This window comes from Serratia sp. NFX21 (assembly GCF_048517035.1).
Classification (GTDB): Bacteria; Pseudomonadota; Gammaproteobacteria; order Enterobacterales; family Enterobacteriaceae; genus Serratia; species Serratia quinivorans.
This window is the reverse complement of sequence record NZ_CP183196.1, coordinates 2,261,349-2,276,347: the sequence shown is the minus strand read 5'-3', so window position 1 is coordinate 2,276,347 and position 14,999 is coordinate 2,261,349. Positions and strand designations below refer to the sequence as shown.

The following is a 14,999-nucleotide window of genomic DNA, read 5'->3' as shown; positions in this document are numbered from 1 at the left end:
TCCGAAGTGATTGAGCAATCGCTTGATAATAGTGGATATCGGGGAATTTATCTTCGCCAGTGCTTGGGGTGGCGGCACCGGCACTGGCGAGGAAGGGGGTGGGTCAGAACGCGATAACGTCTGCCGCTGACAGCCCGTGGGAGCTGCGATAGATCGAGAACTCAACGTTCTGACCTTCGTTTAACGATTTATTTTTAGTATTGGCGATAGAACGACGGCTTACATAAATTTCGTCGCTACCATCTACCGGTGAAATAAAACCATAGCCTGCAGCCTGATCAAACCATTTCACACGGCCCATTTGTAACACAGTATTTTTAAACATAACTTATATCCTTTTACTTGAGCATCCTTAACAACGTCATTTTTATTATTGTTGGACGCTACCAGCCCATCCTAAAGTTTTTCGTAACAAACCTCTCGTGAGCAAAAAATAAAAAACCCGCACTATGGCGGGCTTGTTGAACTTAATATCTTCCGCAATGATTCAGCGTAAACGCTTCATCATGGTTGTATTAAGTTCTCTTTACGTTATTCCCTGTTTATTTACAGAGCAACAACGTTGGCGGCAGCCGGCCCGCGCGGGCTGTCTTCTACGGTGTACTCAACACATTGGCCTTCAGCCAAAGTTTTGAAACCGTCGGTCGCGATTGCGGAGAAGTGTACGAATACATCTTTACCACCGTCGTTCTGTTCAATAAAACCAAAACCTTTGCTTTCATTGAACCACTTCACTTGACCCGTTTTCTTAGACATTACTTATTTACCTTTTAAATATATACAAAACCTGCCATAAGGCAATTTTGGCCGTTCTTGGAAACATTACTTATGGGAGGTACTTAGAAGGTTCGTCTTTGAAGCGGAATCAGATGATAACGTTTTTGGAGGAACTGCTTAATTCTAAACTCGAACATAAATAGGTCTGCATCACAGGCCGACTTGCATTTACTCATAAATCTGTCTTTTGCACAAGAGGTTTATTGCCATGTTTTTACCATTTCGCCACATTTACTTTTATATCCATGATTGCTAATGAATTAATTTATCTTTTTTTACGTAAACCTCTTAGCGGCATTGCCTTCTGGATGGCCGTATTTTCCGTTATCCGCTGTTCAAATGAGAGCTAACGCATAAAAATCTAATATGCTTGGCCTGGCTATAACAAAACCTAATCGACCTAGCTAAACTTGAGGTGAAAACAAGGCGAATGGCCTCTCAACCAGCACGTTTGCCGCCAAAAATGATATTTTTCAGATAATACTGAATAAAGGAGCTATGCGCATGACCGCCCAGCAGTTCGTCTCACCGAATGAAATCCGCGCCAGATTCTCCCACGCCATGTCAGATATGTACCAGAAAGAGGTACCTCTGTATGGCGATTTGCTCGAACTGGTGGCGGAAACCAACCGACAGGTCCTGCGCGAAGATGCCGCATTGGCTCATCAATTACAAATTACCGGCGAAGTCGAACGACTGGCCATGGAGCGCCACGGAGCCATTCGGGTGGGCACCGCAGAGGAACTGTCCACTCTGCGACGGCTGTTTAACGTGATGGGTATGTCACCGGTGGGCTATTACGATCTGGCCGTGGCCGGGGTTCCGGTTCACTCTACCGCATTTCGGGCAGAGCATGAGGATGCGCTGCAAATCAGTCCATTCCGAGTATTCACCTCTTTATTGCGGCTGGAGCTGATTGAAAACCCGGAGCTGCGTGAGCTGGCGCAACGCCTGTTGGCTCGTCGCCGCATCTTTACTGAGCGGGCACTTGAACTGATCGTACTGCAAGAAGCTCAGGGCGGACTGGACGACAGTCAGGCTGATGAATTTGTCGAACAGGCGCTGGAAACCTTCCGCTGGCACAGTCGGGCGACGGTTAGCGCAGCCGAATATCAGCAGTTGCACGACCAGCACCGTCTGATCGCCGACGTAGTGGCCTTTAAAGGCCCGCATATCAACCATCTGACGCCACGCACTCTCGATATCGACCGTGTCCAAAAGGCCATGCCCGGCCGGGGTATCACGCCCAAAGCCGTGATTGAAGGCCCGCCGCCACGCCGTCGCCCCATTCTGCTGCGCCAGACCAGTTTCAAAGCGCTGGAAGAAAACGTCGACTTTGTTGAGCATGACGGTAGCGCCGTTGCCGGGCACCACACTGCACGCTTCGGCGAAATTGAACAGCGCGGTGTCGCGCTGACAACCAAAGGCCGTGCACTGTACGATCGCCTGCTACAGGCTACCAACGACGCATTGCAGGCACCGCCGAGCGAGAAAAATGCTGACCGCTACAATCAGTTGCTGGCGGAAAACTTCCAAGAGTTTCCAGATGACTATGCCACCCTGCGTGAGCAACAGTTGGCTTGGTTCCGCTATTTTCCGACCGAGTGTGGGCTGGCGGCTAAAGAAACCCTGGATCAACACAGCACGCTGGAACAGCTGATCGCCCAGGAATACATCCGCTTTCAGCCGCTGGTCTATGAGGACTTCCTGCCGGTCAGTGCCGCAGGCATTTTCCAATCGAATTTGGGCGACAGCGGTCACACGCAGTACAACGCAACCTCAAGCAGAGCGGCATTTGAACTGGCGTTGGGAGCAGAAGTGATCGATGAATTGGCGTTGTATCAGCAAACGCAGCAGCGCTCGATAGACGCCTGCGCGCAAGCACTGGGGCTTCACGCGCTGGCAGTCTGAATTATTTTGTCAGCAGCGCTTCAATATTGTGCAGCAACTGCTCAGCCTGATCGGGGGGAAGTACCGCATCAACGGGTAAATACCACCAGTTGGGCTGAGCAAAAGCGCGGCATTTAACCGCATCTTTCTCGGTCATCAACAACGTTTGCTCTGAAGATACCAGCGCCGCCAATGGGCCATGCTGATACTCCTGATGGTCGGCAAACGCCACTTCCTTTTCGACCGCTACACCCAGTTTTTCCAATGTAGCGAAGAAGCGCGGGGGATGGCCTATACCGGCCATTGCCACCACATGAGGCAGTTCGACTGCCGGCCGACGCTCACCGCTGGCAACATTTACCGCGTCGCGCGCCTGCAACCGCATGGCGATTTCACCAGGCTGAGCCACACCCCCGTTGGCAATCAGGGCGTCAACGCTATTCAGCCGCGAAGCACGTTCGCGCATCGGCCCTGCCGGCAGCCACCAGCCATTGCCAAAGCGGCGAACGCCGTCGATCACCACCAGTTCAAAATCACGCTGTAAAGCGTAATGCTGCAGGCCGTCATCGGTAATCACCACGTCAAGTGGCTGCTGCTGAAGCAGCGCTTGTACCGCTTCAGAACGCTTTGGTGAGATAGCCACTGGCGCAGCGGTACGCTGATAAATCAGCACCGGCTCATCACCTGCCTGCTGGGTGGTAGTGTCAGCGTTTAGTAACAGTGGATAAGCCTCTGCTTTACCACCATAACCGCGAGAAACCACGCCCACCCGGTATCCACGCTGCTGCAACTGTTCCACCAGCCAGATCACCATCGGGGTTTTGCCGTTGCCACCGGCAGTGAGGTTCCCCACCACCACGACCGGTACCGGTGCGCGCCAGCTTTTACGCAGGCCGCAACGGTAGCTGAGCCGAATCAGGCCGCTGACCAGGCCATACAACCAGGACAGCGGTAACAACAGCAAATAAACCAGCGAACTGCCTGACCAGATGCGCTCGATCATTATTGACCAAACTGCATGCGATGGAGCTGGGCATAAGCCCCCTGCTTTTCGAGCAATGCAGCATGTTCGCCACGCTCAACGATACGACCATCCTCAACCACCAGGATTTCATCAGCCTTCTCAATGGTCGACAGACGGTGCGCAATCACCAGGGAAGTACGGTTTTTCTGTAATTCATCCAGCGCCGCCTGAATCGCACGCTCCGATTCGGTGTCCAGTGCCGAGGTGGCTTCATCGAGGATCAGTATCGGGCAGTCACGCAGCAAGGCGCGAGCAATAGCGATACGCTGGCGTTGACCACCGGACAGCATCACCCCGTTCTCACCGATCACCGTATCCAGGCCGTTCTCCATTTTTTCAATGAAGTCCATGGCATAGGCCATGCGCGCAGCCTTCTCTATCTCTTCGCGGCTATAGCGTTCTTCACGCGCGTAAGCGATGTTGTTGGCGATAGTGTCATTGAACAAATGCACGTTTTGCGAAACCAGGGCCACCTGATCACGCAGTGACGCCAGTGTGTATTCGCGCAGATCGTGACCATCCATCAGGATCTCGCCTTCCTGGACATCATAGAAACGGGTCAGCAGATTGGCGATGGTTGACTTGCCCGAGCCGGAACGCCCCACCAGCGCCACCGTTTTACCTTCTGAAATACTCAGATTGATATCACGCAGCGCAGGCGTTTCTTTCCCTGGGTAGTAGAAAGTGACGTTACGGAATTCGATATCGCCCTTGGCTCGTGCAACTTCACGGGTCCCGGTATCTTTTTCCTGCTCCATATCCAGGATCGAGAACAGAGTCTGGCACGCCGCCATCCCACGCTGGAACTGGGCATTAACGTTGGTCAGTGATTTCAGCGGACGCATCAGGGCGATCATCGACGAGAACACCACGGTGATGGTACCGGCGGTGAGAGTAGCCATCACGCTTGGGAAGCTGGCGGCATACAGCACGAAAGCCAGTGCCAGCGAAGCGATAAGCTGAATAATAGGGTCAGAGATTGAGGATGCGGAAACCAGTTTCATGCCCTGTTGGCGCATGCGGTTGCTGACTGAATTGAAGCGATCGGTTTCAACCTGCTGGCCACCAAAAATCAGCACTTCCTTATGGCCTTTCAGCATCTGCTCTGCGCTGGTCGTCACCTGCCCCATGGTGTTCTGCATGTTTTTGCTGATATTACGGAAGCGTTTGGAAACAATGCGGATAGCAATAGAGACAATAGGTGCCAGTACGATCAGGATCACCGACAGTTGCCAGCTGTAGTAGAACATCATGGTGAACAACGCGATTATCGACGCCCCTTCACGCACCACGGTCACCAGCGCGCTGGAAGACGATGAAGCGACCTGTTCGGAATCATAGGTGATTCGTGACAGCAAGGTGCCGGTAGACTGCTGATCGAAGAACGATACCGGCATTCTCATCATGTGGCCGAACAGCCGGCGACGCATATGCATCACTACCATGCCGGATACCCATGAAATGCAGTAGCTGGAGACAAAGCCAGTCGCGCCACGCACCACCATCAGGCCAATTACCGCCAATGGCATCCACAGCAGAATGCTGCTTTGCGTTTTCCCAAAACCGTCATCCAATAAAGGTTTAAGCAAAGACAACATAAAGGCGTCGCTGGCCGCGTTCAGTACCAACGCAATAGCCGCCACGATCAGCCCGGTCTTAAAAGGTGTGATCATCGGCCAGAGGCGACGGAAAGTCTGCCAGGTGGAGAGATCTTTATCATTCATCATGCAAATACCAGCATCGGAAGAAATAGCGGCCTATTTTACTCATTATCACCCTCTACGCCAAACCGCTGATGGTACCAACGGGGCATTAATTGTTCACGAAAGCCATTAATTTGCCAATCGTTGTCGAAAAAAAGTACAGATAACTGACCGGAGCGCGAAGTATCGTGCCAAAGGATGTCATTTACCAGATATCTGGCGACCACTTTAACCGCAGGTAATCGCCATTTATTGTAACGTGATGCCGAAGCTATTGCCGCTTTCGGCGCTACCGCACGCAAAAAAGGCGGGGTAGACGAGGTTTTACTGCCATGATGCGGCACCTGTAACACAGTAGCGTTCAATGAAGGGCGTTGATATCTAACCAACTGTGCCTCCGTCCTTTTTTCTGCATCCCCCGTCAGCAACAAACTATATTTACCATCATCGATACGGATGACGCATGAATCATCATTCCCCGCCAATTTTACCGCCTTTGGCGGCCACAGCACTTGAAACTGAAGCGATTGCCATTGCCAACGCTCTCCCGCCACGCAGGGTAAGTGGCCGGCATTTAGACGTGGACTCCTTACCCTGGTTTGTGGGAATGCGCGCTGTATCTCTTCAATACCACCGATATGATCCAGATGATCGTGACTGAGAATAATTTCTTCCACAGGTAATCCTCGCCAGTTAAGAAATGGCAAAATATTCCGACCGGCAGCACTACCGGTGCCCCAGCGGGGGCCGGTGTCATACAAGATTGCCCGGCCGTTCTTTTCGATCACCATAGCCAGGCCATGCCCAACGTCAAGCATGTCTACACGCCAACGGTATTGGGCTTCTCTTTCACGCCACAGAACGCAACACAGTGCCAAAGTGACCAGCGCCGTGGCATAACGCAGCCACCAGTAGAAACGCCAAAAAATCACCAGTAACCACCCGAAAAGACTGACAGCCAACGACGCGGCACCGAGATCGACCCAACCGATTTGCAGATAGTGTAATGGGGCAAAAACCCCTGCCAATGTAAAATCCGCCAACCGCCATAGTCCCGCACTTAACACAGGGAAAATACCAGCCACCACCGCCAGCAGGATTAACGGCACTGTTATCAATGAAACCAGGGGCACCGCCCAAAGATTGGCCGGTATGGAGCCAAGTGTCAGGCCATGAAACAGTCCGGCCTGCATGGGCACCAATAGCAGCGTAATGCCAAGCTGGATATGCAGCCAGCGCAATGGCGCCCAGTGCCATCCCGAACGAAAACGGGGATTTAACGGCACCCATTCAAACCAGAAAATCAGGCAGAATACTGCAGTGGCCGAGAGCCAGAAGCTGTCGGATAGTACCGCCAGGGGATCGCAAACCAGAATTAAGCCAACGCACCACAACCAGATTTGCCAGGAGGAGCAATGGATGCCGCGTATACGTAACAGCATCCACAATGTCAGCGCCAACCCCGTTCTTAGCGCCGGTGGATGAGCGCCAGCCAACCAAACGTACCCTAAGGCACCGAGCCAACTGACGATCAGCGGAAAGCGGTGGTCAATCAGCCTTGCCGGTAAAAAAAATTGCATCGCCCGCAGCACACCCCAAATCAAAATGGCTACCATCGCCACATGCAGCCCAGAAATAGCCATCAGGTGAGCAATACCGGTTTTCAACATCAAGGTTCTTAACGCCGGTTCCAGCGCGGCTCTCTCACCAAATGCCAACGCGAGCAGCACCGTTTTATAGCGAAGAGTGCCAATATTATTCTCGGCATGCGCGATCATCCTCTGCCGCCAACCACAGTTTTGTTCCAGGATTACAGCGCTCTTCACCTGCGCCGTTAGCGGTTGACGCTGCGACATGGCCCAACGCTGGCGGTCAAAACCCCCTTCATTAAGATTGCCGTGTATCGGCCTCAAGCGCAGTTGCAACTGCCAACGTTGCCCGGCACACAAGGCGCGATCTTTGGGCTTCCAGAGAGTCGAGAAAGCGATGGAAGGTACCAGCCATCGACCATTGAGCCGTTCGATACGCATAACCGTCTGCTTTCGCGTCGCACCAGCCAGTGCAATACTGCTAACCTGAACCACGGCGCTCACCACCGGGCCCTGGCTCAGACGATTGATTTGATTCACCAGGGTCCCGGCAGAGAATACCGCCCAAAGAAAACCCAAAGCCCCCCACGCCATAAATCGGCCTGCGCAGCCCCTCCCCCACAGGCAGAGACAAACGGGTAAGATCACCCACAGAGCGATGCGCACATCGGGTAAGTACGGCATGATGAGCAACGGGGAAATGCCGCAGATAACCGCACTTGCCGCCAAATCCAACGAGGTTTTGATAGGTGTTCTCCCGCTATAAGGCAGCAATCCAGGCTGCCAACTTCACGGGATTGTTTACGCATTGGCCAATACTCACCATCTGCAATCTGACAGTACGCGATCCTCTTCGCACAATAATAGCGGTCGTTACCGCGGCCAGCCGCATGCTGCGGCGTAGCTCGCAAGAAGCGCCGAGGCAGCCGCCAGTAAATAACAGGCAAAAAAAACGGCGCCCTAAGGCACCGTTTTATATTTCTTTACAAGCAACAACTCTATGGGTAGTCAGTGACTAGCCATAGATATTGGCACGGTCACGCAGCTCTTTGCCTGGCTTGAAGTGAGGAACGTACTTGCCGTCCAACTCAACTTTATCACCAGTTTTCGGGTTGCGGCCCACACGCGGAGCACGGTAGTGAAGAGAAAAACTGCCGAATCCGCGGATCTCGATGCGTTCCCCATCGGCTAACGTAGCAGCCATATGTTCTAGCATCTCTTTCACTGCATCCTCAACGGCTTTCGCCGGTACATGAGATTGCTGGCCAGCAAGTCTTTCAATAAGTTCAGACTTGGTCATAGTTCCTCCAAGCTTTGCAGCTAAACTACCGTATCGGGGCGGTCAAAAACCGCCCCCCGTCATTACTCGCCTTTAGCCGCTTTGAAAGCTTCAGCCATTGCGTTAGAGAAGTTGCTTTCTTCTTGCTTGCTGCTGCTGTTAACAGTAGCGATTGCATCTTTCTCGTCAGCTTCGTCCTTAGCACGTACGGACAGGCTTACTACGCGGTTCTTACGGTCAACGCCGGTGAATTTAGCTTCAACGTCGTCACCCACATTCAGAACCAGAGTTGCATCTTCAATGCGGTCGCGAGAGGCTTCAGAAGCACGCAGGTAACCTTCTACGCCGCCTGCTAATTCAACTGTAGCACCTTTGGCGTCAACTGCAGTGACTTTACCAGTAACAATAGTACCTTTCTTGTTCATAGACAGGTAGTTATTGAACGGGTCTTCAGCCAGTTGCTTCACGCCCAGGGAGATACGCTCGCGCTCTGCGTCAACCTGCAGAACAACCGCTGCGATTTCGTCGCCTTTCTTGTATTCACGAACTGCTTCTTCGCCTGCAACGTTCCAGGAGATGTCAGACAGGTGAACCAGGCCGTCGATGCCGCCGTCCAGGCCGATGAAGATACCGAAGTCAGTGATAGACTTGATTTTACCTTCAACGCGGTCGCCCTTGTTGTGGGTTTCTGCAAACTGCTGCCATGGGTTGTTTTTGCACTGCTTCAGACCCAGGGAGATACGACGACGTTCTTCATCGATGTCCAGAACCATAACTTCCACTACATCGCCCACGTTAACAACTTTGGACGGATGGATGTTTTTGTTGGTCCAATCCATTTCAGAAACGTGTACCAGACCTTCAACGCCTTCTTCGATTTCCACGAAGCAGCCGTAATCAGTCAGGTTGGTTACACGACCAGTCAGCTTGGTGCCTTCTGGGTAACGTTTCGCGATAGCAACCCATGGATCTTCGCCCAGTTGCTTCAGGCCCAGGGAAACACGAGTACGCTCGCGGTCGAACTTCAGCACTTTAACAGTGATTTCGTCGCCAACGTTGACGATTTCGCTCGGATGCTTAACGCGTTTCCAAGCCATGTCAGTGATGTGCAGCAGGCCGTCTACGCCGCCCAGATCAACGAATGCACCGTAGTCAGTGAGGTTCTTAACGATACCTTTAACTTCCATGCCTTCCTGCAGGTTTTCCAGCAGTTGATCACGTTCTGCGCTGTTCTCTGATTCGATAACCGCACGGCGAGAAACTACAACGTTGTTGCGTTTCTGGTCCAGCTTGATGACTTTGAACTCAAGCTCTTTGCCTTCCAGGTGCAGAGTGTCACGTACTGGACGCACGTCAACCAGGGAGCCTGGCAGGAACGCACGAATACCATTCAGCTCTACAGTGAAGCCACCCTTAACTTTGCCGTTGATAACACCGACGACAGTTTCAGCTTCTTCGTAAGCTTTTTCCAGCGTGATCCAAGCTTCGTGACGCTTAGCTTTCTCACGGGACAGCAGAGTTTCACCGAAGCCATCTTCAACAGCGTCCAGCGCAACATCAACTTCGTCGCCTACCTGGATTTCCAGCTCGCCCTGTGCGTTTTTGAATTGCTCAGCCGGGATGGCAGACTCAGATTTCAGACCGGCGTCAACCAGTACTACGTCTTTGTCGATAGCAACTACAACGCCACGAACGATGGAACCCGGACGGGTTTCGATTGTTTTCAGGGATTCTTCAAAGAGTTGAGCGAAAGATTCAGTCATGTTTAATCTTCAGGGTTCTATAGTTTAACGTCCATTTAGCATCCCGCCGAATGGGGTTGTTTCACATACCCCGCCATTGGCTCCATGCCGACAGGGTTTAGGTTACAGGGGTAAAATTTTACCCGATATAGTTCGATACTACCATGACAAATATGACAAAAAGCCAATAACGCCGCCGCGCTTATTGCTGCGGCAACGCTAAAACTTCATGTGCATAAGTCAACGCACGCTGGATGACTTCGTCAATCGACATGCTGGTTGAATCCAGCACGAGGGCGTCAGAAGCAGGCACCAGTGGCGCGATAGGCCGATTACGGTCACGGTCATCCCGTTCCTTTATCTCGGCTAAAAGACGTTCAAAGTTAACATTAAAGCCCTTTTCCTGCAACTGTAGCATGCGGCGGTGCGCACGCTCCTCAGAACTGGCGTCCAGGAAAATCTTGACCGGCGCATCGGGGAACACCACCGTGCCCATGTCGCGGCCATCGGCAATCAGGCCAGGGGCCTCACGGAATGCCCGCTGGCGGCGCAACAGGGCTTCACGCACACGCGGGAAAGCCGCAGCCTGTGAAGCGGTATTGCCGACGGTTTCAGTGCGGATTTCATTGCTGACATCCTCACCTTCCAAAATAACCTGCAGTTTGCCATCCTGGGCAATAAAGCGAACATCGAGATGTGCGGCCAGTGGAACCAGCGCCTCCTCAGACGTGATATCAACCTGATGATGCAGCGCTGCCAACGCCAGTACGCGATAAATCGCTCCTGAGTCAAGCAAACGCCAACCAAGGGATTCGGCGAGCGCCTTGCACAAGGTGCCTTTGCCTGCGCCACTTGGTCCATCAACGGTTATCACTGGGGCTGTAGCCGTCATTTCTCTCTCCTTCAGGTAGAAAACCTTACAGGGACATAACCTGCCGCCAGCACAATGCGAAAGCATAATTAAAACCGTCCCTGCCGCCCGCCCAATCGGGGCAGTCACGGTGGCGCATTATACGCTGCCAAACGACGAACTGTTACCCTGGAACTGTCTGGTTGTTGAAAATAAGCGTATGACCGCGCAAAAGTATAGCGGACGGATCCAGGCTCCGGGCGTTAAAAACAATAAAGGCCCAATCAAGGGCCTTAAAAGAAAGTATCTGACTGCGGATCACGCCAATTGACTGATGCGCGCCAACTGTTCGAAATAGTCCGGGAAGGTTTTCGCGGTACATTTAGGATCGAGAATGGTCACCGGTGTATCAGACAACGCCACCAGCGAGAAGCACATCGCCATACGGTGATCGTTGTAGGTACCTATATCGGCAAACTTCAGCTTGGCCGGTGGGACTACGTGAATATAGTCCTCGCCTTCATCTACCTCAGCGCCCACTTTACGCAACTCTGTCGCCATCGCAGCCAGCCGATCGGTCTCTTTCACCCGCCAGTTATAAATGTTGCGAATGGTCGTTGGGCCTTCGGCAAACAGGGCCGCGGTCGCAATGGTCATCGCCGCATCAGGAATATGGTTCATATCCATGTCGATGCCGCGCAATTCACCGCGGCTGCATTCGATATAATCATCACCCCAGGTAATGCGCGCGCCCATTTTCTCCAGAACATCGGCGAACTTGGTATCGCCCTGAACACTTTTCTTGCCGATGCCGGTTACGCGCACGGTGCCACCTTTAATCGCGGCTGCCGCCAAGAAGTAAGAGGCGGAAGAAGCATCGCCCTCGACCAGGTAGTCGCCCGGAGAACGGTAGGTCTGGCGACCATTAATGTGGAACACGCGGTAGTTGTCGTGGCTAACCTCGACGCCGAAAGTACGCATCAGGTGCAACGTGATATCAATGTACGGCTTGGAAACCAGTTCGCCCTTGATATGGATATGGGTGTCCTGTTCTGCCAAAGGGGCCGTCATCAGCAATGCGGTCAGAAACTGGCTGGAAACGCTGCCATCGACGGTGACATCGCCGCCGCGGAAACCGCCGCGCAGACGCAATGGCGGATAATCAGTCTGTTCCAGATAATCAATCTGTGCGCCGCCCTGACGCAGAGCATCGACCAGATGACCGATCGGACGCTCTTTCATGCGCGGTTCGCCGGTCAGCACCACATCGTTGCTGCCCAGGCACAGAGCGGCTGCCAATGGGCGCATCGCGGTACCGGCATTGCCGAGGAACAGTTCAAGCGGCTTGCTGGCCACCAGCGGGCCGCCAACACCGTCCACTTTACAGGTGGTGCGATCGTCTGACAGCTGATAGCTCACGCCCAGCGCCTGCAGCGCATTTAACATATGGCGCACATCGTCGCTGTCCAGCAGGTTAGTCAGCGTTGTCGTTCCCTCCGCCAGCGCAGCCAGCAACAGAGCACGGTTGGATACGCTCTTGGAGCCGGGTAAGTTGACGGTGCCATTGACCAGGGCAACCGGTTGTAACGTCAGGGAATCCACCATGTGAACAAAAATCTCCAAAATCTGATAAACGAAACGGCCCCGGGAAAATGCCGGAGCCGCTTTAATTCAAAAAGGACAACAGCGAAGGTTGCCCGCTCAAGGCAGGCTACCCGGCTTAACCGTGACGACGTTCGAAGTCGACCATAAAGTCGGTTAATGTCTTCACGCCAGCCAACGGCATGGCATTGTAAATAGAAGCGCGCATACCGCCAACCACTCGATGGCCTTTCAACGCCTGCAAGCCAATGGCTTCAGCTTCGCTGAGAAACACCTTGTCCAGCGCGGGATCCGCCAACTGGAAAGGTACGTTCATCCAGGAACGGTTGGCAAGCGCCACCCGGCTGCGGTAAAAATCAGACTTATCGATAGTCGCATACAGCAGTTCGGCCTTGGCCTGATTGCGTTTGTGCATCTCTACCAGACCACCCTGCTCTTTCAGCCATTTGAACACCAGCCCGGACAGATACCAGGCAAAGGTCGGCGGCGTGTTGAACATCGAGTCGTTTTCGGCCAGCACGGTGTAATCGAGGATCGACGGCACTTCGCGGCGCGCCTTACCCAGCAGATCTTCACGCACAATCACCAGCGTCAGGCCGGCCGGGCCAATGTTTTTCTGGGCGCCAGCATAAATCACGCCAAAACGACTGACGTCCAGCGGACCAGATAAAATGGTAGAAGAGTAATCGCCGATCACGACTTTATCGCCAAAATCCGGTAATTCATCGATAGCCACGCCGTCGATGGTTTCATTAGGGCAATAGTGCACGTAGGCCGCGTCGTCGCTCAACTGCCACTCTTTCATCGGTTTGATGCCGAGCAGGCCGTCGACGGAAGTTTTCACGTCGATGGCGTTTGGCGTGCAGTATTTTTGCGCTTCGGTGATAGCGCTGTGCGCCCAATAACCGCCGTCGATATAGTCCGCGGTAGTTTTGTCACCCAGCAGGTTCAGCGGCAGCGCGGCAAACTGTGCGCGGGCACCGCCGTGGCAGAACAGGACTTTATAATTGGAGGGGATTTTCAGCAGATCGCGCAGGTCCTGTTCGGACTGCTGAGCAACTTCGATAAACTCTTTACTGCGATGGCTGATTTCCATCACCGAGGTGCCAAGACCGTGCCAGTTGCACAGCTCCTGTTCCGCACGACGCAAAACTTCAACCGGCAGCATGGCCGGACCAGAGCTAAAATTATAAACCTGAGTCATTTCCCCTCACCACATTCACTATTCGCCAATGAAACTGGCCTACCGAAATACGCCCGAATTAACCCATCGGTTTTATCACTCGCGCCCCCTGCCTGCAATGGTTATTCGCCCGCCGCCGGGAAACGCGTTATCCCTGCAATAACAGGCTCTGCCAAATCACCGGTAATTTTTGCAATAAAACGCTGTGACAGCGGCCAATTCAGTGGGTTAACGCGGTTTTTTATGCTGTATTCAGCCGACATGGCTGGGGGCCGCGCAGGCCCCCGAAAGAAGAAAAGGCACTCAGTATTGATTAAACATCTGCTGAATTTGTTTGGCGTCTTTGGTCTGCGTCAGCGCCAATTGCAGCAGGATCCGCGCTTTCTGCGGGTTTAACGTACCTGCGGCAACAAAACCAAATTTGGCGTCATCCACTTCGGCATCCTCGGTAGTCGCCCCGGTGGGCACTCTGGAAGAACGCACCACGGCGACGCCGTTATGGGCAGCCGTCGCCAGCGTGTCAAACACCGTTTTGTACAGGTTACCGTTACCGACTCCGGCACTGACGATGCCCTGATAACCTTCGGCAATCAACGCCTTGGCAGGCGCATCGGAGGCGTTGGCATAATTATAGATAATGCCGACTTTGGGCAACTCAGTCAGACCGGAGACGTCAAACGGCGTATCCGTGGTGTGCTTGCGCTGCGGTGAACGCTGATAGTCAACCTTGCCATTATGGATATAGCCAAGCGGGCCAAAGTTGGGCGACTGGAAAGTCTGTACCGATGTGGTGTTGGTTTTTGTCACATCACGCCCGTCCAGCACGCTGTCGTTCATCGCCACCAGCACCCCGCGTTTGGCCGATTGCGAATCTGCCGCCGTCACTACGGCGTTATACAGATTAAACGGGCCGTCGGCGCTCATCGCCGTGGCCGGGCGCATGGCCCCGACAATCACCACCGGTTTGTCACATTTAACCGTCAGATCAAGAAAGTAGGCGGTTTCTTCCAGCGTGTCGGTGCCATGGGTGATAACAAAACCGTCCGTTTTAGCGCAGTCGGCGTTGATTTTCTTCGCCAGCTTCAGCCAAACCTCATCATTCATATCCTGCGAACCGATGTTTACCACCTGCTCACCCTGGATATTGGCGACGTTTTTCAGCTCTGGTACGGCATTCACCAGAGCATCAACGCCCAGTTTGCCCGCCGTATAGTTGGATTTTGTCGCCGACTCGCCGCCACCGGCAATGGTGCCGCCGGTCGCCAACAGGGTAATGGTGGGCAATGCCAACGCAGAACCGCTTGCCCCCGCCAGCAGTAACGCTACAACGCTGAGTTTCACTGATTTCATTAGGTTTCTC

The 14,999-nt window shown here is 53.3% G+C and carries 12 protein-coding genes; 1 reads left to right on the top strand and 11 read right to left on the bottom strand.

What is annotated here, in order from left to right:
- Nucleotides 1-103 precede the first annotated feature (103 nt).
- Complete coding sequence (locus tag ACNT1W_RS10725; RefSeq protein WP_006320799.1) at nt 104-325, bottom strand: cold-shock protein; 222 nt, start codon at nt 323-325, stop codon at nt 104-106.
- A gap of 221 nt (nt 326-546) precedes the next feature.
- Nucleotides 547-756 carry a cold-shock protein gene (locus ACNT1W_RS10720; protein WP_419246755.1) on the bottom strand — a complete coding sequence of 70 codons (210 nt, stop codon included), beginning with the start codon at nt 754-756 and terminating at the stop codon, nt 547-549.
- A gap of 525 nt (nt 757-1,281) precedes the next feature.
- On the opposite strand from ACNT1W_RS10720, the gene ACNT1W_RS10715 reads away from it, so the two are divergent.
- Complete coding sequence (locus tag ACNT1W_RS10715; protein ID WP_115182827.1) at nt 1,282-2,688, top strand: VOC family protein; 1,407 nt, start codon at nt 1,282-1,284, stop codon at nt 2,686-2,688.
- A 1-nt stretch (nt 2,689) separates the two neighbouring features.
- On the opposite strand, the gene lpxK is transcribed toward ACNT1W_RS10715, so the two are convergent.
- From lpxK to ansB, 9 genes are all read right to left on the bottom strand, one after another.
- Nucleotides 2,690-3,670: a tetraacyldisaccharide 4'-kinase gene (gene lpxK / locus ACNT1W_RS10710; RefSeq protein ID WP_411227474.1), complete on the bottom strand. Its 981-nt coding sequence runs from the start codon at nt 3,668-3,670 to the stop codon at nt 2,690-2,692.
- Nucleotides 3,670-5,418 carry a lipid A ABC transporter ATP-binding protein/permease MsbA gene (gene msbA / locus ACNT1W_RS10705; protein WP_135344437.1) on the bottom strand — a complete coding sequence of 583 codons (1,749 nt, stop codon included), beginning with the start codon at nt 5,416-5,418 and terminating at the stop codon, nt 3,670-3,672. The genes lpxK and msbA overlap by 1 nt, the downstream gene beginning before the upstream one ends.
- 35 nt (nt 5,419-5,453) lie before the next feature.
- Nucleotides 5,454-7,718, bottom strand: coding sequence for a ComEC family protein (locus ACNT1W_RS10700; protein ID WP_419246865.1), 2,265 nt, complete (start codon nt 7,716-7,718; stop codon nt 5,454-5,456).
- Between the two features lie 280 nt (nt 7,719-7,998).
- Nucleotides 7,999-8,283 (bottom strand): integration host factor subunit beta, encoded by a 285-nt coding sequence (gene ihfB, locus ACNT1W_RS10695; protein ID WP_004942652.1) that lies wholly within the window; start codon nt 8,281-8,283, stop codon nt 7,999-8,001.
- Nucleotides 8,284-8,345: 62 nt separating this feature from the next.
- Nucleotides 8,346-10,025 carry a 30S ribosomal protein S1 gene (gene rpsA / locus ACNT1W_RS10690; RefSeq protein ID WP_012006139.1) on the bottom strand — a complete coding sequence of 560 codons (1,680 nt, stop codon included), beginning with the start codon at nt 10,023-10,025 and terminating at the stop codon, nt 8,346-8,348.
- 181 nt (nt 10,026-10,206) lie between these two features.
- Nucleotides 10,207-10,896 carry a (d)CMP kinase gene (gene cmk / locus ACNT1W_RS10685; protein ID WP_012006138.1) on the bottom strand — a complete coding sequence of 230 codons (690 nt, stop codon included), beginning with the start codon at nt 10,894-10,896 and terminating at the stop codon, nt 10,207-10,209.
- Between the two features lie 276 nt (nt 10,897-11,172).
- The gene (gene aroA / locus ACNT1W_RS10680; RefSeq protein ID WP_012006137.1) at nt 11,173-12,459 is read right to left on the bottom strand and encodes a 3-phosphoshikimate 1-carboxyvinyltransferase; all 1,287 of its coding nucleotides are present in this window, start codon (nt 12,457-12,459) and stop codon (nt 11,173-11,175) included.
- Between the two features lie 115 nt (nt 12,460-12,574).
- Entirely contained in the window at nt 12,575-13,660 is a 1,086-nt protein-coding gene (gene serC / locus ACNT1W_RS10675; protein WP_017892275.1) for a 3-phosphoserine/phosphohydroxythreonine transaminase, read from the bottom strand.
- Nucleotides 13,661-13,942: 282 nt separating this feature from the next.
- Nucleotides 13,943-14,989, bottom strand: coding sequence for an L-asparaginase 2 (gene ansB / locus ACNT1W_RS10670; protein WP_012006135.1), 1,047 nt, complete (start codon nt 14,987-14,989; stop codon nt 13,943-13,945).
- Nucleotides 14,990-14,999 lie beyond the last annotated feature (10 nt).

Coding starts and splice junctions, on each gene's coding strand:
- ACNT1W_RS10725 (WP_006320799.1), bottom strand. CDS start 325: ATGTTTAAAAATACTGTGTTACAAATGGGCCGTGTGAAATGGTTTGAT.
- ACNT1W_RS10720 (WP_419246755.1), bottom strand. CDS start 756: ATGTCTAAGAAAACGGGTCAAGTGAAGTGGTTCAATGAAAGCAAAGGT.
- ACNT1W_RS10715 (WP_115182827.1), top strand. CDS start 1,282: ATGACCGCCCAGCAGTTCGTCTCACCGAATGAAATCCGCGCCAGATTC.
- lpxK (WP_411227474.1), bottom strand. CDS start 3,670: ATGATCGAGCGCATCTGGTCAGGCAGTTCGCTGGTTTATTTGCTGTTG.
- msbA (WP_135344437.1), bottom strand. CDS start 5,418: ATGATGAATGATAAAGATCTCTCCACCTGGCAGACTTTCCGTCGCCTC.
- ihfB (WP_004942652.1), bottom strand. CDS start 8,283: ATGACCAAGTCTGAACTTATTGAAAGACTTGCTGGCCAGCAATCTCAT.
- rpsA (WP_012006139.1), bottom strand. CDS start 10,025: ATGACTGAATCTTTCGCTCAACTCTTTGAAGAATCCCTGAAAACAATC.
- cmk (WP_012006138.1), bottom strand. CDS start 10,896: ATGACGGCTACAGCCCCAGTGATAACCGTTGATGGACCAAGTGGCGCA.
- aroA (WP_012006137.1), bottom strand. CDS start 12,459: ATGGTGGATTCCCTGACGTTACAACCGGTTGCCCTGGTCAATGGCACC.
- serC (WP_017892275.1), bottom strand. CDS start 13,660: ATGACTCAGGTTTATAATTTTAGCTCTGGTCCGGCCATGCTGCCGGTT.
- ansB (WP_012006135.1), bottom strand. CDS start 14,989: ATGAAATCAGTGAAACTCAGCGTTGTAGCGTTACTGCTGGCGGGGGCA.